Genomic DNA, 17,292 nt, shown 5'->3' with positions numbered 1-17,292 from the left:
ATGCGCGATTTCGATGCGCTCGACCGCTATCTGGCGGAGCGCCGGGCCATGCCGTTCGCCTATGGGTCGGCCGCGAATGATTGCGTCAGCTTCTATGTCGGGGCGGTGCGGGCCATGGGCGGCCCTGACCTGTTCCGGGGAGCGAGCTGGACGACGCAGATCGGCGCGGCGCGCGTCATTGCCCGGCTGGGCGGATTTGAGGATGCGATCACGTCGCGGATGACGCCGGTTGCGCCTGCCCTCGCCCGGCGCGGCGATGCGGCCGGCGTCGATTGCCCCGACCATGGCATGATGCTGATGCTGATCGAGGGCGAGACGCTGGTCGGGCCGGGGGATCATGGAACCCTGCGCCGCCCGCGCAGCGCCATGGTCACCGCCTGGACCTTTGGGAGCTAGTCGCTAGCCATGGCAAAGGTTGTAGCCGTCGTAACCGGCGTGGTGATGATCGCGCAGGGTATCGCAACATGGAACCCACTGCTGATCGCGCAGGGGGTGATGACCATCGCGACGGTCCTTCTCGCGCCCTCGATGAAGGCCCGCGCCGCCAGTAAAAACACCATGCAGATCGGCGAGGTGGCGCGCGAAGGGATTTTTGGCGAGGGTTCGACCGGGGGCAGTCTGGTCGATATCTTCAACTATGGGGGCAAGTACGGCACCGAATGGACGGTCGCCATCTATGCGCTGGCCGATCACCGCTGCGAGGCGCTGACCGGCTTTTATGTGCAGGACAAGTGGGTCGCCTTTTCCGGCAACGGCCTCGTCCCCGGTTACAAGGGTCAGTTGCGCGTGCACTGGCTGCCCGGCGCGTGGGATGACGCGGTGCCCGACTGGGTGCTAGCCAACTGCCCTGTGGTCGACGGCGTACCGACATGGACGGCCAACGATCGCGGGCGCAGCGTCTGCAAAGTCTATGTCGCTTGGAAAGCCGATAAGTCGGATGCCAAGAACCCGGTATGGACCAGCGGCTCGCCTTACGCCTCCTTCCTTTGGATCGTGAAGGGCCTGCGCTGCTACCAGGCACGCAAGGATAGCAGCGTCGGTGGATCAGGCCCGCACCGCTGGGACGATCCGGCCACCCGCGAATGGACCGATAACCCGATCGACTGTCGCTATACCTGGGCGCGTGGCATTTATGCCGGGGATCAGGTGGACGATCCCTCCATGCTGCTGCTGGGGCGCGGGCTGTCCGCCATCGAGCAGCCGCCGGAGAATGTCTTTGCCCCTGCCAACCTGTGCGATGAGCCGGTCACGCTGAAAGGCGGCGGAACGGAGCCGCGCTATCGGATCGGCGGCGTCTTTGGCGGTGACGACAAATATATCGACACGGATGACGATATCGCATCGGCATGCGGCGGTTACACGGTGGAGCGCGAGGGCGCGATCGAGATCGTGCCGGGCGCGGCGCAGCCGGTCGTCTGGGACATCAGCGATGATGACCTGGTCGTCGGGTCGACGGTCAACAGCAGCGATTTCCGCACCCAGACCGATGATGAATGGGTCAACACGGTCGCGGCCAAATATATCGAGCCCGAACAACAGTGGAAGGATCATAGCGCCCCGGTGCGGCGCGATACCGACGATATCCTGGCCGATGGCGAACCCAAGGTTGCGCAGCCTGCCCTGACGCTCTGCACTTCGGGAACGCAGGCGCAGCGCGTAGCGGAAATGAAGCGCCGCATGGGCCGCCTGTGGCGCACGCGCGGTCTGACACTGCCGCCGCGCCTCGTCGGCGTCGAACATGGCGACTGGATCAGGTGGACGTCGCGGCGCTATGGCGTGCGGCCCATTCCGACGGAGCCGGTCGCGATCATCTACCGCGTGGAAAGCGACGCACAGGACAAGGGCTGGCAGAACCAGATCAGCCTGCGCGAGATCAACGCGAACGTCTATGGCTGGACCGTGGCCGATGAGCTGGATGACGAGTCGGTCGCCATCGACAATCCCGAGCCGGATTTCAGCGAGGCGCCCGATGCCGGGGACTGGACGCTGACGGCCGAACTGGTGACCGGCGACGGCCTTGTCTCGCCTGCCCTGCGGATCACTGGCGCGGCCGGATCGGACGAAGTGAGCGCGATCCTGTTCGAATATGCGGCCAGCCCGACGGCTCCTGATGCCGAGGACGATGGCGCGTGGATCACGGCCGGCATGTCGTCGGGCTCCGCGACGGAAATGGTCATTACGGGCATCGAGGCGGGCACGACCTATTATGCCGCCGTGTCCTACCAGATCGGGGCGGAGCGCAGCGATCGTCTGGTGCTGGGGCCGGTATCGGTGGATTATGCCATTCAGCCACCGACTGACCTGACGATCGCGCCCGGCACCACATCGGCAGCGCTGTCCTGGCGCAACCCGGTTCAGGCCATCTTCGCCTATTGCAATTTCTATCGCGGCACCACGCCACTCTTCGCCGACGCCGTACAGATTGCCGGGCCGATCGTGGGCGGCCTCGGGCAGGTGCAGCAGATCACGGACAGCGTCGGCGCCGGCACCTATTATTGGTGGGGCCGCGCCTTCGATACCAGCGGCGGCGCGTCCGTCGTGGCAGGGCCGGTGACCGCGAGCGTCGGCGCCTATGACCTGACCGGCGGCGCGGTGCCGAGCGGCGCCACTTTCACCCGCGCGTCGTCGGGCACCCGCACGAACGTCAGCGGTTCGCTGGTGACGGAAACGACCGATGCCGCCCGGTTCGATTATGACCGCACGACCCACGCGCTGCGCGGGCTGCTGTATGAACCGGCGGCCACGAATCAGATCGCCAACAGCGTTCTTGCCGGCGGGACCGTCGGGACGATCGGCACTGGAAGCGGCGTGGTTCCTACCGGGATCGGCGTCGGCGGCAATGGCGGCCTGACGCGCGAAGTGGTGGCGCTGGCTTCGATCGACGGCATCGACTATTTCACGATCCGCTATCACGGCACGGCGAACACTACGGGAACCATCACGCTGGCGCTGGAGCCGTCGGCAACGTCGGCCGGGACAGAGACATGGACGGCAAGCGCCTATGTCGCACTGGTGGCAGGCTCCCTGTCAGGCGTGAATACGGCGAACATGCTGATCCGGGTCGGTGGACAGCCTGGCACCACCCTTGCCGGGCTCACGGCGACGCCGCAGCGCTTCGCGGCCAGCGCGACGGTCGCGGCCAGCACGAACATCACGGCGACGCTGCGCTGGAACTATCTGAGCGTCGGCGCGGCGATCGACTTCACGCTGCTGGTTGGCATCCCGCAGCGCGAAGCCGGGACCAAGATGACATCGCCTATCCGCACCAGCGGCGCGGCGGCGACCCGCGCGACGGACGCCCTTACGCTGAACTGGGGCGGCCGGGGCGTGGCTGACGGCACGATCACGATGCGGGTGACCTTCGATGATGATTCGACGCAGGACGTCATCGCCACCGTGGCGGGCGGCAACGCGACACTGACGACGTCGCTGAACCGTTCCACCATCCGCAAAATCGTCAAGCTGTAGCGAGGGCGCGATGGCAGTCACCATGAACGTCGTCGGCGGGGCCATGAAGGACGGCGACAGCCTCAAGCCCTATGTCGCGGACAAGGGCGATCCCGGCGCGCCGTCGACCGTGCCGGGGCCGGAGGGCAATGACGGCTGGACGCCGGTGCTGGCAGGGGAACTGGACGGCGTCCGCACCCTTATCAAGGTGGTCGACTGGACCGGCGGCGACGGGACCAAGCCCGCCACTGGCATGTATCTAGGCACGTCCGGCTATGTCACAACCAAGGCGGCGGCCTTCAATTTCAACGCCGCCAAGCGGTTCGGCATCTTCACGGCGGTCACCAACGCGCAGGGCATCGCCACCATCTCGTTCGGGACCATGTTCGACGCATCGAGCGCCGCGCCCTCGATCGGCTTCTGGGCGATCCCTGCGACCGCTGTCGGCGGGGTGAAGGCGACGCAGGTCGCCGGCACGCTCAGCAAGACGGGCGTTCAGATCAAGGTCGAGGCGCCGAACATCCTGACCGCCGTCCTGACTGTGCTGGTCGGGGCGAGCGTGACCGTCATCGCCATCGAGCAATAGCCCTGCCCTCATTGCCATCACCTCAACCGGGTCACCGACCCGAGGAGCGCCCCTCTATGCCCAATCGTTTCGCCGCGAAGGAGAGCGTCGGCTATTATGCGACATGGACGCTGGGGAAAGGCCTGGCCGATCCCTACGACATCACCGGCTGGACCTTCAAAGCCAGCTTCGAACGCTATGCTGGTGATCCGCAGGCCTTCACCCTGAACATGGCGGCCGATGCGGCAGCCGAGGGCTTCCGCATCTACGACGGTCCGACCCGTCAGATCACCATCCGCATCCTGCCCGCCACCCTGGCCGGCATCAGCGACACGACCGGGCAATTCACCATGCAGGCCGACCTTCTGGCCACGCCGCCCGCCGCCGACCGCTTCTTCATCACCGACCTTGAAATGACCGTCCTGAGAGGGCCGACCGCATGAAAGACCTTGCCTATATCGATTTTGCAGGCCCTCCGGGGCCGGGCCTCACGACGGAACAGCAGGCGCTGGTCGAGGAGGCTATTGAGGCTGGTGAAGCCGCTTCCGCGCAGGCAGCGAACATCACCATCACCTCGGGCGAGAAGCTGGGCGAAACCTCCAGCCTGAGTTCGATGGTTAACGGCGGCGCCGCGATCACAGTGTCGGGGCGGCCGGTGGGGGTGTCGATCCCGGCCGGGCAGACGGCGGTGGGCTCCAACATCATCCCGCGCATTCAGTTCGACCCTGCCATTGCGCAGCTTCTGGCAGGCGCGACGATCGAGATCCTTGTGGAAGGTATTGCGACGGCCGGCTATCTGGCGGCGACGCCGTTCGGCGGCAATGCCGTGCGCATCGATCGGCAGGACGGCACCGTCAATTCCAATGCCGGCACGGCGTTCCCCGCGACGCAGGATGGCACCGCGCTATCGCGCGTCTTCACCTATCCGATGATCGGCAATGAGCGGCTGGTCGGGCCGACGATGCAGGTCGGGGCCAATGTCGAGACAGGCGCTGTGCGGTCGTTTGAAACCCGCTCGGTCACATGGAAGGTCAAGGAAACGCCTGCCTATTCCGGTGTGACCGGCGCCGACCTGGCGCTGGAAGCCCGGCTGTCCGCACTGGCCCCCGCCGCCAACATCCTCGACAAGGCAGAGCCGATTTTCCAGCTTTTCAACGGCGCCGTTGCGGTAGTCGATGAGGCTAGCCGCAACGTCGGCGTGATGGTGCCGGAGGACGCCACCGGCCGGAACACGATCGCGCAATGGCGCATCCCCATGAGCGGGCGCCTGCGCAAGATGCTGGTCGGTCGGCAGCCGTTTATCCTGATGGCCTTCGACACGCCGGCAGGCTGGTCGCGCGATCATACCGTCAACATGCAGGTGCGCGACACGAAGCTGAACGTCGCGCCGGTCGTGACGTCGAACGTCATCGACATGCAGATCAGCCCGACGCGCCGACTGGTGGGGTTCACCTGCCTCATTCCGTCGGACGCGACGCTGGACGATCTGCGGCCCTACATCGCCCTGACCGATACCGACGCCGCCACGGCTGACGAGACGATCACGCTGACAGACATGGTCATCAGCTATTTCCGCAACGAGTCGGATGTGGTGCAGGAGGCGGCCAGCACGGCGCTGCTTGGTGACGAGTTCACGCGCGCAGCGGCGGTGGAACAATCGGTCGCCACGCTGGCGGGCACCGGCAAGCGCATCGGCGCGATTCTGCAATCGGCCAGCTACGCGACCATTGCCCTCGCCCTTGAGGCGGCGACCGCGCTGGCCTCCCCCGGTGCTCTGGCGGTGGTCGATCTGGATGCCAAGACCTATTACGAGCGCAGCCTTGGCCTGATCCGCTCCGGTCAGGACGGCGCATGGCTGATCCTGCGCGGCAAGGGCATGGGTCGCACCATCATCGACGGATCGCTCCCGGCCAGCACGGCCCAGGCGATCATTCAGGCTACCAGCACTGTCGACTTCAACGCCAACCAGTATCTCGAAAAGCTGACGATCCGCGCGAAGAACCAGCGTTATGGCGCGCATATCGACAGCGTCAGGGTCAACGAAGACGTCTGGCTGCTGTGGCGTGAGGTCGAGATCGAGCATCTGGGCAATGATGAAGCGGATGCCTATCATGGCACGTCCGTCTGGCCATCCCAGCATGCCTATGCGCTGGGTGTCACGTCCGGCTCTTATTACGGCTTCATGGATTGCCGGGCGAAGGGGCGCCGCGCCGCTTTCTCCGCGCATGACCAATATGACAACGACGCCCAGAAGGGCTTTGCCAACCCGGCGACCGTCGAATGGATCGGCGGGCCGCTGACAGCGGTCGGCAATGCCGACTGGTGCTTCAGACTGGAAAGCATCGGCTCGCTGGTGATGAACCGCGCCGTACTGCGCAATTCGCCATTGTCGGGCGAAATCTCGATGGCGGTGCAGCCATGGCTTCCTGACACGCGCGACAAGATGCCGGCTGACCATCGGTGCTGGGAACTGACCGGGTCGGGCAACAGCCCGGCGGCGTTCCGGATCAGGGATTTCGGCCGCGCGCTGCGCATCGTGTCCGCCACGACCGGCACGGCATCAAAGGTGGTGATCGGGGACACGCCACTTGCGGCCGCTCTGTTCGACGGGGTCAACCAGATCGATGGCGATGTAGGCATGTCCGGCTATGCCTTTGGCAATGCCGACATATCGGAGGATGTCAGCAACGGGCGTCCCGGTGCGGTGACCAAGCTGGCGCGGACGCTCACGGACTTTCTGGCGACGAACAGCAGCGGTTCGGTCCCGGTGACTGTCGACGGCGTCACGCACACATGGACGGTCACAAGCGCCACCAACTATTCGGCGATGAGTAACGCCACCATCCTCGGACTGCTCAACACGGCGCTGGCCGGTGCGGCGGTCGCATCCGAATATGCGTCGGGCGAACTCTACCGCCCGCTGTTCACCGATGAAGAGCTGCAGCTCAAGAACAACAGCGCATCGACCATCCTGCGCGGCATGGTGCTGGCCTATGACACTGAGGTCGGCACGGTGCGGCCGATGACTTCCGCCGACAGCTTCACCCTGTTTGCCGGCGTCGCGATCGAGTTCATCCGGCCCGGCGCGCATGGCCGCGTCAAAACACGGGGCTGGATCGCGCTTGGCGATGTGCTGCGCATCGGCGGCGCCACGATCAACCTGTTCGAGCGCTTCGGCATTTCCCCGGCCAATTCCGGCTACGTCGTGTCGGGCCGCACCGATGGCACCGGTATTCTGAAGGTGGTCCGCCCCTCGCTGGGTGCCGGCCTCGAAACGCTGGAGGTCGCGCCGAAATGATCGAGTTCGCAGGAGAATATCCGCGCGGTGGCGCGATCCGCCTGGCGCTCGACTTCAAGGCATCGGACGGTGAAAAGCCCTCCGATATCGATCTGGTCGAGGCAGACCTGCGCTTTGCCGGATACAAGCCGACCCGCGTCACCGACGATATGCAAAAGGTCGGCACCTTCGAAATCGAAGAGCGATCGAACAATGCCGGCTGGTTCCTGACGCTTGCCGACACTGCCGAACTTTCCCTTGGTTGGTACGTGGTGGACTTGCGCCTGACCATGTCGGGCGATGCACAGATCAGCCCTCCCGCCTGTTTCCAACTCACCGAAGCCGTCACGCGGAGGCCCGAATGACCGTAATCGTAGAATGGGCCTTTGCGGGTCGATACCTCAATCAGATCATTGGCCCGCGCGGCAAGCCTGCATGGGTGGGCATGGCGGAAGAGGACAACCCGGACACGGGCGCGCCCTATATTGACGAGCCGACCGTGCCAGCGATGGTCGAATATCTCGCCGAACAGGGTAGCGCCGCCGGCGCGGAGGCCGGTGCGGCGGCGGGCGCTGCCGCAGGCGCCGAGGCTGCGGAGCCCTTTGCGGATGCCGCCAGCCTTGCCGCCACCAATGCGCAGGGTTGGGCAGTCACCGCACTCGGCCATGCCGATCTGGCGCAGCAGGCAGCGACGGAATCCGTTGGCGCTTCGGCGGCTGCTGGCGCGGCGGCTGACCTTGCCGATGCTGCCGCCGGTCGTTCCGAGGATGCGGCTGATGCCAGCGGCAACTCCGAGGCGCAGGCCTTGGGCTATCGCAATCAGGCGGGCGCGTTTGCTGCGGGCGCGGCGGCCTATGGCACGTACAAGACCGTTGCTGAGGCGCAGGCGGATTCGGCCTTGCCGGTCGGCCGCCAGTTCTACGTGCCGTCCGCTGACGGGCTGGGGCTGGACCTCTACACCAAGGGCGCCAGTAGCGCGACGAGGGAGACGCTCCAGATCCCCGGCGCGCAGGTCGTCACCGACGTGAAGGCGCGCACTGGTTTCAAGGTGCCCAAGATCGGCCGTGCCGATCGCAGCATGATCGCTTCGGGCGGGCAGTTTTTCACTGACCAGACGCTAAAAACCTATGCTGTGCCCAAGATCGGGCGCGGCGCCGCATCCGTCTCAGGCGGCGTGGTGACGCGCATTGCCGATGCTATGCAGCTTCGCTTCGGGGCGACGGACGATTTCCTTGCCGGCGTTCCAGTCACCATACCAGTTGCCGGGACCGTGACCGGGCTGGTTCGGCCGCAGATTTGGGTTGAGCGGACGGATGCGGTGATGGCGCCGGTAACAGGCGGCCCCTACCCTGCAACTCTGATCGCGGGCGGCAATGGCTATGCATTTGTGATGCGGCGCGGGGTCCAGCAGCGCACGCGGTGGCGCACGGTGACCCTGTGGGCGAACTCTGGCCTGCAATTGATCCTCGTCCTTATCTGGGGTCAGAGCCTTGCGCAGGGCTATGCCGAAAGCAATGCAGCCCGCATCGGCCCGACGTGGCGCGATAATGTGGGCGAACGGGCATGGCAGTTCGATGGCCGCGCGATCGACGGGCTGGAGCGTGGCCCGCGCCCGTTCCAGCTCATGCCCGAAGGCAGCAACAAAGACCATGTCATCGATCCGCTGCAACTGGAGCGGATCGTGCCGATGCGCGGCGCCGGCCACATGGGTAGCCGCGTCTTCGCGCAGACCTGTGCGGAAAGCTGCGCACTCGCCCTAATCGGCCATCATCTGCATCCCCTGTCCAATGTGCTTGGCTGCATCGTCGGCACTGGTGGCACGAAGCTGATCGATTTTGCACCGGGCAGCGAGCATTACACTTCGCTTGAGGCTGTCATCGATGCCGCGAAGGCGCAGGCCGATCGCCTCGGGCTGACGCTCAATGTCGTCTCGGTCAGCAATCAGGGCGAGGCGGACAATGGCAGCACATCGGCGGCGACGTGGAAGAGCCAGTGGCAATCCATCACCGATGGCCTGAAAGCGAAGACGCAGGCGCTGAGCGCGAACTGGCTGGGTGCCATCATCCAGCAGACAGAGCAGCGCCCGAACGGCAATACCGGCATGGCCACGCTGGCGCAGGCGGACCTTATCCGCGCCGGGCTGGCTGTGGGCGTGCCTGTCTACCCCATGCTGCCGGGCCACGATCTCGACACGCATCTGCTGCCGGAAACCTATTTCCCGCTCGGGTCCGCCACGGCCTACGCCATCGGGCGGCTGGTCGATACCGCCGGGATATACAGCGAACCCTATGTGCCAGATGGGGCGGCGGTCCTGACGATCGGCACGACAACGACCGTCACCTTCTCAGGCGGCACCGGGAACATGAAATTCGACACAACGACCATCCCCGACATGGCGGACGGGTGGAAGGGCGTTTCTCTGGTCGATGATAACGGCCCGGTTGCCATCACCGGCCTGACGCTTTCCGGCGCCACCCTGACCATCACCCATGCCGCGACCGGCCTCCCGCTGCATCCGAAGGTTCGGCTTGGCCTTGTCGGCAGTGTGAACCCGCCACCTGACGCAGCCGGCGCGCGGATCAACATCCGTGACGACTCCGAATGGCTCTGCCCCGTCACCGGACAAATCATCTCGGGCTGGCCGATCCAACAAGAAATTGCCCTCGTTTAAGGACTGACCGACATGGCCTTTGACCTTGCCCATATCGAAACCGTGCTGGCCGGTGGCGTTGCCGTGCCCGGTGCGCCCTCGCTCCCGCAGACCGCGTTCGCGCTGGAGGAAGCGATTTGCGCGGCGCGCGCGGACCTCCTGTACATGTGGGCGCAGCCGGGCCGCCGCCCGCTCGGCGCCGCTGGCGATCCGATCGCAGATCAGGACGGGCTGGACGACCGCAAATATTACGCCCTCCCCGCAGCCAGCGCGACAACCACCCGCGTTGATCCCACGACCTCCAAGCTGGGCTACTGGAACTGCAATCGCGCTGGCACAGGCCACCTGAAGGAGGGCCTTCAGATGGTGGCGCCCGCGAATGGCGACCTGTTGAATGCTCCCGGCTATAGCTTCCTTTCGATCTTCCGGCCGACCAACATCAGCGGCGCCAACGGCATTCTTGGGCAGGGCACCAGCACCCCCAGCATCGTGGGCTTCTACCAGAACACCAGTAGCCAGCTCGTCATGCAGCATGGCTCCGGCGACCGCCACCCCGGCGCCAACTCGGTCGCGTCGGTGGGCCAATGGTCAGCGGCGATGTTCTGCAACCGGGCGTCTGATCGCGAGTCGCAGATGTTCTGCAACAGCCTGACCGTGAGCGATGAGTTCACGATGGCGGTGGGCGTCCCGTCGCAGTCGCCGAACTTCCGGCTTGGCGGCTTCGCTGATGACCAGTTCTCCGCGGACATGGACATCGCCCTCATCGTCGGCTGGCTGGGCTACCTGCCCGATACGCCCGGAGCATGCGAAGCCATTATGAACGCCGCCATGGCCATGCGCGCACTGTGCCCGCAATAAGGGAGGCGGCTATGCTGAACTGGATCAGCGCGGCGGGCAGCGTCGTCGCCAACTACATCGCGGAGGGGCCGGCCACGCCTGTCCCACCCAGCTTCGACAACGGCGAATCGCTGTTCCTGTTCAACCTGTTCGTCATGACGGCAACGACCTTCCTCGGGTCGATGCTGGTCGGCAAGCAGGGTAGCAGGATCTGGACGCAGCGCTTATGGGACCACCCTCTCCATCCCGTCTCGCTTTACCGGGCGATCACGTTGCTCGCCGGCCTCGGCATCACCTTGCGTTGCGGCGCAGAGGCGATGTTCCTGTGGGGCTGGAACCCGGCCGACGTTGTGACATCGGCGCGGGTCAGCATGGCGAAGCGCTGGATTGACCCGATTGCCGTCGGCTGCGGCCTGATGTGGATGACGATCGTGATCCTGGGGGAGCCGGGGATCGAGCATCAGTTGAGAAAGGCTCCCCTGCCCGTCGACATGTGGTCCCGCTGGCCAGTGCTCGTCCGCGCCGGAATCGTCATCATCCTGAGTTTTGTTGCCGCCCTGGCAGCCGTATGTCTGCGGTGAGACTGGGCGCGGCGCTGGGGGCAGCCGCAATGACCTCTGCTATCTCGTCTCGCGAGCCCGTCATCTGGTGGATTTTCGGCGAACCCTTCCACGCTGGCCCCACGATCGTCTGCATCTGCGCCGTCATCATCACCCGCGTCATCATCGGCCTTCAGGCGAAGAGCAAGGCGCAATGGACGCTGGACGCCGCCATCACCATGCTCTGCCTTCTAGTCGCCGTCCTATGGGTGCAGGCCCAATCGCTTGAGCTGCTCGCCGCTGGCATCACCGGTATCGGCATAGGCAGTCTGGGGGCCGGCATCATCGGCATCGCCAAGAGCGCGATCGGCGGCCGGTTCAAGGCAGCGATCGACGCCTTCATGGGCAACACGCCGCGCTGAGCGGCAGTCACTTCAACATTGCGAGGTAGTATGACCATCATTTCTGATGATGCTTTCGTGCGTCTGTATCAGGCCCGGTTCGGCCTGAAGGTGGACGGCGTCGCCGGCTTGCTCACGATAGCGCACCTGGGCGTCAAGCTCTTGCCGGCGCTGCCTGTGAGTGATGATGCTTTTGTGCGGCTATTCCAGAGCAAGCACGGGCTGAAGATCGACGGCTGGGCCGGCCGGGATACCCTCGCCCAACTGGACATGGTCAAAGCGCCCGTCGTCGCCAAGGCGGACGCTGACGCGATATCGGACAGCTATTGGCCGATGCTGTCGAAGATCGAAAGCGGGGACCGGCCATATATTCAGGCAGCCTCTTCCAGCGCTTCCGGCCTCTACCAGTTCATTCGCGGCACGTGGCAGGCCGAAGGTGGCAAGTGGGGCCCGACGCTGCGCCCTGCGTTCGGGGGACTGCGACCGACCATTTCGGAGCAGCTAGCGCGTGCGAAAACCTTCACAGCCAAGAATGCGACCTATCTCAGGACGCGCGGCGTTCCGATCAACAACGCCTCGCTCTACGCCGCGCATTTCCTTGGCGCGGTGACGGCCGGGTCTATCCTTGCGGCCGATAGAAACGAGCCTGCGGACCTGATCGCAGGCGGCGCAGCGACGGATGCTAATCCGTCGATCCTGCGCGACAAGACGGTTGCGGACTTCATGGACTGGTTGCGCCGCAAGACGGGCGTGGCGGCGCGCTGATGGGCCTCGGCAAGATCGCGCGGGGCGCGGGCAAGGTCGGCCTGCTGATCGAGGGCATCGCCTATATCGTCGCTGCCGGCCGGGTACTGGTGAAGGCAATTAAGGGTGATCCTGACGACACAGAGGGTCGTTCTAATCGCCAGGATCGCGGCGGCGATATAACCACGGCCCGCGATTCGCAAGGTGGCCCCGACGCCTCAACCGGTGCAAACGTAGCGCCGGAGCCATCGCCGCCATAAGGAAGTTGCGTTCTCGCCTCAATATGTCAGGACATCGCAGCCAATGGACTGCATGGCGGGCGGCTCTGCGCGACGGCGTGGGGCCGCCCTTATTATTTGGCGGCCTGTCGCGCGCTGCGATGATGGTGTGCGGCAGGATCTCGGTAGCAATACCAATGAGGCAGGCGGCAGGCAATAAAAAGCCCCGCGCCGGTGTCGCAGCGCGGGGCTAGGTTCCTTATTCGCGGGAACCGACGTAAGTCAGCCGCTGCATATACGCGCCGGTGAGGTCAGGGTTCCAAAAAAAGCCCCGCCTGAAAGGCAGGGCTGTAAGGTATCGCTCAATAACCCGAACGAGATGCTGGCCCGGGCAGGCCAAACATGCCCGAGGCGCAAGGGCTTGTCGAAGAGATTTTGATGTCATCGCCGTACGCCTGCATTACCTTGGCAGCGAGGGACCATAGATCCCAATCGGTCAGCACCGATGCCCCTTCACACGCTTATGTGCCCGCTCGCCATACAACTCGAGCAGGCGCGCGACATCGTCCCCAGAACGGCAGACGACTATTGTCCCAACCCTAAGACCGGCGCTGAGCAAGGCGAAATCGACACCTTCTTCCCGACACCTAACCCTGACCGCCTGCGGATCGTCATCTACGCAAACGGCATTGGCGATGTCACTCATGAGAGAGCCATTCCACCTCAGCATCATCCAGCGCCTCGAAGCTGTCGCCTTCTGCCCCGGCTTCCTGAAGCCGCTTGCGCAACTCGTCTGGCGTCGTCGCCGCGCGAAACCGGGGATCGCTCTTCGCCTGCTTAGCCAGCGTGCCTATCCAGTCGTCCCGGCCGGTCTGCTTCAGCAGCCAGCCGCCGAAGGGTTCGCCCTGTTCATTCGTCTGCATCGCACCACCCGATTCGCGGAATAGATTTCACGTTCCTATGGTATCTGAGTAGTCCGAGCGATTCCCTGATCAGGGCAAAGCGCAGGGGTGAAAAAATAATTCATGGTATTTGCCATGGTATAATGGTCCAAGCCATACATTTTATGTAGCAATATCAACGCTAAAATTGGATAGATTGATAGGCTCCTCCGCTACCAACTTTCTTGCATCATCATGACACATCCTCCTTGCCTCCCCCGGCAAAGCGCGCCAAGCAGCGTCGCAAACGGGCATAAGAGGATAGCGGCGGCATGAGTTATTATGACGTTCTGATCGTGGGTGCGGGGCATGCAGGCGCGCAGGCGGGGATCGCACTGCGTCAGGCAGGTTTCGAAGGCACGGTCGCGATGATCGGTGATGAGGCCTATCCGCCCTATGAGCGCCCGCCGCTGTCAAAGGAATATTTTGCCGGCGACAAGAGCTTCGACCGCATCCTGATCCGCCCGGCCAGCTTCTGGGAAGAGCGCAAGATCGACATGCTGCTGGGCAAGCGCGTCCGCAGCGTCGATCCCGAAGGCAAATTCGTGACCGTGGGCGGGGAAGAGATCGGCTATGGCAAGCTGATCTGGTGCACCGGCGGTTCCCCGCGCATGCTGACCTGCAACGGCGCCGACGCGGTCAACGTCCATGCCGTGCGCCGCCGCGACGATGTCGACGCGATGATGGCGAAGATCGATACGATCAACCATGTGACCATCATCGGCGGCGGCTATATCGGGCTGGAGGCGGCGGCGGTGCTGTCCAAGTTCGGCAAGAAGGTGGTGCTGCTGGAAGCGCTGGACCGGGTGCTGGCGCGCGTCGCGGGCGAGGATCTGTCGCGCTTCTACGAGGCGGAGCATCGCGCCCATGGCGTCGACCTGCGCACCGGCGCGCGGATGGACTGTATCGAGGTGACCGACGGCAAGGCGACCGCCGTGCTGATGCAGGATGGCGAGCGGATCGAAACCGACATGGTGATCGTGGGTATCGGCATCATCCCCGAAACCGGCGCACTGATCGCGGCCGGCGCGGCCGGGGGCAATGGCGTGGACGTGGACGAATATTGCCGCACCAGCCTGCCCGACATCTATGCCGTGGGCGATTGCGCGGCGCATGCCAACCGCTTTGCCGGCGGCGCGCAGATGCGGCTGGAATCGGTGCAGAACGCCAATGATCAGGCGAAGGTTGCGGTGGCGCATATCATGGGCAAGGAAGAGGCCTATGACGCGGTGCCCTGGTTCTGGTCCAACCAATATGATCTGAAGCTGCAGACCGTCGGCCTGTCGACCGGTTTCGACCAGACCATCACACGCGGCGATCCGGCCAGCCGCAGCTTTTCGATCGTGTATCTGAAGGGCGGCAAGGTGATTGCGCTCGACTGCGTCAACATGGTCAAGGACTATGTACAGGGCCGCGCGCATGTGATTGCCGGCGCAGCGCTGGACGTCACGCAGCTGGGCGATGCGAGTGTGCCGCTCAAGGAAGTCGGGCTGGCTTAAGACCACAAGTTCCGTTCGTTTCGAGCGTGTCGAGAAACGTGAAGCGCTGCGCTATCCGTTTCTCGACTGCGCTCGAAACAAACGCTGTTGCATTACCCCCTGAACATCGCCTTCATCGCCAAGTCCCATGGCCCGCCGCGATAGTGCCAGGCGGCCAGCCCCGCGATCATGAGCGGGCGCGGACGAAAATCCTCGCGCAGTGATGCCGCCAGCGCTTTCGCTTCGTCCGGCGCAACCTTGTTCTGGACGGTGATGTGCAGGCGCGGGCGCGCCTGATCCTGCGGCGTCAGCAGGCCGGCAAAGGCATCGGCCAGATCGTCCCGCATCGCCATCAGCACCGGACTGTCGACGCGGAAGGCCACGCCCCGCCCCAGCAGCATCACCTCCGTCAGGCGCGCCATCGGCGGCGGACCGGCGCACAGCCGTTTCAGCCGCGCAGCGACCTCCTCCAGCGCGGAAGGCGGCAGATGGTGGAACAGCGTCAGATGCGCCGGCAGCACATTGCGATCCGGCGGAAAATGCGCACGGCGCAGGCCATCCGCCCAGGCGAAGTCCGCCGCGCCCAGCAAGGCCGTGACGATGATTGGCGCACCCATCAGACGGGCTTTCCCAACCCCGTGGCAAGGCGTAGGATGTCATCATTACGGCTGCGTACCATCGCACCGTCGTAGCGGAAGGGGATCATCATGTCGGCACCACGTTCCTTCATCCTCATCGCCATCGCGTTCCTGCTCTGGAACCTGATGGGTATCGCGTCCTTCGTCATGCAATATCTGATGGATCTGAACGCACTGGCCAAAACGGACCCCGGCGGCGCGAAGATATTTGCGGCCATGCCTGCCTGGCTATGGCTGGACTATGGCATCGCCGTGCTGGCCGGCTTTGGCGGCGCGCTGTTCCTGCTGCTCCGCAAGCGGGCGGCGGTGCCGCTCTTCCTCCTCTCGCTGATCGCGGTGGTGGTGCAGTTCGGCTATGTCTTTACTGCCACGCCCATCATTGCGATCAAGGGCGTGGTGGTGGCAACCGCCTTCCCGATCCTGATCTTCGTCATCGCGATCGTGCAATGGCGCTATGCCATGGCGCAGCGGGCGAAAGGCGTCTTGCGGTAAGGCAAATCGTCATTGCGAGCGCAGCGAAGCAATCCATGTTCGCGCCAATGGATTGCTTCGCTGCGCTCGCAATGACGGAAGGTGGCGCTTACAATTCCCCGCGCGCGCGGCGGATCTCGAACCATTTGCGCACATTTTCATTATGCTGCTGGTAGGTGTCGGCGAAGATATGGCCGCCCTTGCCATCGGCGACGAAATAGAGCGCCTTGGTCTGCGCGGGGTTCAGCACCGCCAGGATGGAAAGCCGCCCCGGATTGGCGATCGGTCCCTTGGGCAGACCGACCATCGCATAGGTGTTGTAATCGTTGACCGCCGCGATTTCCGACTTGCGGATGCGGCGGCCGAGCGGCTTGCCCTTGGTGATCGGGTAGATGATCGTCGGATCGGCCTGCAACATCATGTTGGTGCGCAGCCGGTTGGCATAGACGCCTGCCACCATCGGCCGCTCTGCCGGGACGCCGGTTTCCTTTTCCACGATGCTGGCAAGGATGATCGCTTCGCGCGGCGTCTTCACCACCAGATTCTGCGCGCGCTCGGCCCATAGCTGGGCCAGAGCCTTGTCCATGGCGTCCTGCATGCGCTTGAGCACGGCCGCGCGCGGCTCGCCCTTGTCGAAGGCATAGCTGTCGGGCAGCACGCTGCCTTCTTCCGGCACCTTGATCTCCCCGGTCAGCTGGTCGTTCGCCATCAGCCGTTCATAGACCAGGATGGACGGCATGCCTTCGGGGATGGTGATGAGGCGGGTGAGCGTCTTGCCGCCTTGCAGGATCGACAGGATATCGCTGTTGCTGGCGCCGGCGGGGATGGTGAACTCGCCCGCCTTGATCGACTTGCCCGCGCCGAACACCTTGGCCCGCGTCAGGAAAGCGTCGGCGGAGCGCACCGCACCGGCCTGCTTCAGCAGCACGGCCGCATCGGACAGGGTCGATCCTTCCGGCACGACGACGCTGACATCCTGCGTCGCCGGCCCCTTCTCGCTCCAGCCATAGACGAAGCGAAAGCCGATGAAGGCCGCGACGCAGAGGCCGATCAGAAGGACGATGCAGCCAAGCCGCCGCATCGGAT

General features: G+C 64.5%; 17 protein-coding genes. 14 read left to right on the top strand and 3 right to left on the bottom strand.

All coding sequences use genetic code 11. The features are described from left to right. Genes ACNHGR_RS19885 through ACNHGR_RS19830 form a run of 12 tightly spaced genes read left to right on the top strand, consistent with a single transcriptional unit; the run spans position 1 to position 12,720 of the window. The gene (locus tag ACNHGR_RS19885; RefSeq protein WP_475288235.1) at positions 1-396 is read left to right on the top strand and encodes a DUF6950 family protein; all 396 of its coding nucleotides are present in this window, start codon (positions 1-3) and stop codon (positions 394-396) included. A gap of 9 nt (positions 397-405) precedes the next feature. Continuing rightward, a complete protein-coding gene (locus ACNHGR_RS19880; RefSeq protein ID WP_475288234.1) occupies positions 406-3,468 on the top strand; it encodes a phage tail protein in 3,063 nt (1,020 codons plus the stop codon). 10 nt (positions 3,469-3,478) lie between these two features. Then, entirely contained in the window at positions 3,479-4,033 is a 555-nt protein-coding gene (locus tag ACNHGR_RS19875) for a hypothetical protein (RefSeq protein ID WP_475288233.1), read from the top strand. A 56-nt stretch (positions 4,034-4,089) separates the two neighbouring features. Then, complete coding sequence (locus ACNHGR_RS19870) at positions 4,090-4,455, top strand: hypothetical protein (RefSeq protein WP_475288231.1); 366 nt, start codon at positions 4,090-4,092, stop codon at positions 4,453-4,455. Continuing rightward, on the top strand, positions 4,452-7,310 hold the full coding sequence (locus ACNHGR_RS19865; RefSeq protein ID WP_475288229.1) for a hypothetical protein: 2,859 nt from the start codon (positions 4,452-4,454) through the stop codon (positions 7,308-7,310). The genes ACNHGR_RS19870 and ACNHGR_RS19865 overlap by 4 nt, the downstream gene beginning before the upstream one ends. Beyond that, a complete protein-coding gene (locus ACNHGR_RS19860; protein ID WP_475288227.1) occupies positions 7,307-7,654 on the top strand; it encodes a hypothetical protein in 348 nt (115 codons plus the stop codon). The genes ACNHGR_RS19865 and ACNHGR_RS19860 overlap by 4 nt, the downstream gene beginning before the upstream one ends. Further along, positions 7,651-9,960 (top strand): hypothetical protein, encoded by a 2,310-nt coding sequence (locus ACNHGR_RS19855; protein ID WP_475288225.1) that lies wholly within the window; start codon positions 7,651-7,653, stop codon positions 9,958-9,960. Before ACNHGR_RS19860 ends, ACNHGR_RS19855 begins: the two co-directional genes overlap by 4 nt. A 12-nt stretch (positions 9,961-9,972) precedes the next feature. Next, on the top strand, positions 9,973-10,797 hold the full coding sequence (locus ACNHGR_RS19850; RefSeq protein WP_475288224.1) for a hypothetical protein: 825 nt from the start codon (positions 9,973-9,975) through the stop codon (positions 10,795-10,797). Positions 10,798-10,808: 11 nt separating this feature from the next. Beyond that, positions 10,809-11,357 (top strand): hypothetical protein, encoded by a 549-nt coding sequence (locus ACNHGR_RS19845; protein ID WP_475288222.1) that lies wholly within the window; start codon positions 10,809-10,811, stop codon positions 11,355-11,357. 29 nt (positions 11,358-11,386) lie between these two features. Next, positions 11,387-11,737 carry a hypothetical protein gene (locus tag ACNHGR_RS19840; RefSeq protein ID WP_475288220.1) on the top strand — a complete coding sequence of 117 codons (351 nt, stop codon included), beginning with the start codon at positions 11,387-11,389 and terminating at the stop codon, positions 11,735-11,737. Positions 11,738-11,767: 30 nt separating this feature from the next. Next, entirely contained in the window at positions 11,768-12,481 is a 714-nt protein-coding gene (locus tag ACNHGR_RS19835) for a hypothetical protein (RefSeq protein ID WP_475288219.1), read from the top strand. Next, positions 12,481-12,720 carry a hypothetical protein gene (locus ACNHGR_RS19830; RefSeq protein WP_475288218.1) on the top strand — a complete coding sequence of 80 codons (240 nt, stop codon included), beginning with the start codon at positions 12,481-12,483 and terminating at the stop codon, positions 12,718-12,720. Before ACNHGR_RS19835 ends, ACNHGR_RS19830 begins: the two co-directional genes overlap by 1 nt. A gap of 656 nt (positions 12,721-13,376) precedes the next feature. Here ACNHGR_RS19830 and ACNHGR_RS19825 read toward each other — a convergent pair. Further along, positions 13,377-13,601 carry a YozE family protein gene (locus ACNHGR_RS19825; protein WP_475288217.1) on the bottom strand — a complete coding sequence of 75 codons (225 nt, stop codon included), beginning with the start codon at positions 13,599-13,601 and terminating at the stop codon, positions 13,377-13,379. A gap of 290 nt (positions 13,602-13,891) precedes the next feature. Here ACNHGR_RS19825 and ACNHGR_RS19820 point away from each other — a divergent pair, with 290 nt between their 5' ends. Then, the gene (locus tag ACNHGR_RS19820) at positions 13,892-15,118 is read left to right on the top strand and encodes an NAD(P)/FAD-dependent oxidoreductase (protein WP_475288215.1); all 1,227 of its coding nucleotides are present in this window, start codon (positions 13,892-13,894) and stop codon (positions 15,116-15,118) included. A gap of 92 nt (positions 15,119-15,210) precedes the next feature. On the opposite strand, the gene ACNHGR_RS19815 is transcribed toward ACNHGR_RS19820, so the two are convergent. Further along, on the bottom strand, positions 15,211-15,714 hold the full coding sequence (locus ACNHGR_RS19815) for a 2'-5' RNA ligase family protein (protein WP_475288214.1): 504 nt from the start codon (positions 15,712-15,714) through the stop codon (positions 15,211-15,213). A 90-nt stretch (positions 15,715-15,804) separates the two neighbouring features. Here ACNHGR_RS19815 and ACNHGR_RS19810 point away from each other — a divergent pair, with 90 nt between their 5' ends. Continuing rightward, the gene (locus tag ACNHGR_RS19810) at positions 15,805-16,227 is read left to right on the top strand and encodes a sugar transporter (RefSeq protein ID WP_475288213.1); all 423 of its coding nucleotides are present in this window, start codon (positions 15,805-15,807) and stop codon (positions 16,225-16,227) included. Between the two features lie 88 nt (positions 16,228-16,315). Here the strand turns inward: ACNHGR_RS19810 and mltG are convergent, their stop codons facing one another. After that, entirely contained in the window at positions 16,316-17,287 is a 972-nt protein-coding gene (gene mltG, locus ACNHGR_RS19805; RefSeq protein ID WP_475288491.1) for an endolytic transglycosylase MltG, read from the bottom strand. Positions 17,288-17,292: the final 5 nt, after the last annotated feature.

The organism is Sphingobium sp. RS1 (assembly GCF_056156825.1).
Note: the sequence above shows the minus strand (reverse complement) of the source record. Positions and strands in the feature narration are given on the sequence as shown.

Bases quoted from the DNA above. Each gene is read 5' to 3' on its own strand.
- ACNHGR_RS19885 (WP_475288235.1), top strand. From the start codon at position 1: ATGCGCGATTTCGATGCGCTCGACCGCTATCTGGCGGAGCGCCGGGCC.
- ACNHGR_RS19880 (WP_475288234.1), top strand. From the start codon at position 406: ATGGCAAAGGTTGTAGCCGTCGTAACCGGCGTGGTGATGATCGCGCAG.
- ACNHGR_RS19875 (WP_475288233.1), top strand. From the start codon at position 3,479: ATGGCAGTCACCATGAACGTCGTCGGCGGGGCCATGAAGGACGGCGAC.
- ACNHGR_RS19870 (WP_475288231.1), top strand. From the start codon at position 4,090: ATGCCCAATCGTTTCGCCGCGAAGGAGAGCGTCGGCTATTATGCGACA.
- ACNHGR_RS19865 (WP_475288229.1), top strand. From the start codon at position 4,452: ATGAAAGACCTTGCCTATATCGATTTTGCAGGCCCTCCGGGGCCGGGC.
- ACNHGR_RS19860 (WP_475288227.1), top strand. From the start codon at position 7,307: ATGATCGAGTTCGCAGGAGAATATCCGCGCGGTGGCGCGATCCGCCTG.
- ACNHGR_RS19855 (WP_475288225.1), top strand. From the start codon at position 7,651: ATGACCGTAATCGTAGAATGGGCCTTTGCGGGTCGATACCTCAATCAG.
- ACNHGR_RS19850 (WP_475288224.1), top strand. From the start codon at position 9,973: ATGGCCTTTGACCTTGCCCATATCGAAACCGTGCTGGCCGGTGGCGTT.
- ACNHGR_RS19845 (WP_475288222.1), top strand. From the start codon at position 10,809: ATGCTGAACTGGATCAGCGCGGCGGGCAGCGTCGTCGCCAACTACATC.
- ACNHGR_RS19840 (WP_475288220.1), top strand. From the start codon at position 11,387: ATGACCTCTGCTATCTCGTCTCGCGAGCCCGTCATCTGGTGGATTTTC.
- ACNHGR_RS19835 (WP_475288219.1), top strand. From the start codon at position 11,768: ATGACCATCATTTCTGATGATGCTTTCGTGCGTCTGTATCAGGCCCGG.
- ACNHGR_RS19830 (WP_475288218.1), top strand. From the start codon at position 12,481: ATGGGCCTCGGCAAGATCGCGCGGGGCGCGGGCAAGGTCGGCCTGCTG.
- ACNHGR_RS19825 (WP_475288217.1), bottom strand. From the start codon at position 13,601: ATGCAGACGAATGAACAGGGCGAACCCTTCGGCGGCTGGCTGCTGAAG.
- ACNHGR_RS19820 (WP_475288215.1), top strand. From the start codon at position 13,892: ATGAGTTATTATGACGTTCTGATCGTGGGTGCGGGGCATGCAGGCGCG.
- ACNHGR_RS19815 (WP_475288214.1), bottom strand. From the start codon at position 15,714: ATGGGTGCGCCAATCATCGTCACGGCCTTGCTGGGCGCGGCGGACTTC.
- ACNHGR_RS19810 (WP_475288213.1), top strand. From the start codon at position 15,805: ATGTCGGCACCACGTTCCTTCATCCTCATCGCCATCGCGTTCCTGCTC.
- mltG (WP_475288491.1), bottom strand. From the start codon at position 17,287: ATGCGGCGGCTTGGCTGCATCGTCCTTCTGATCGGCCTCTGCGTCGCG.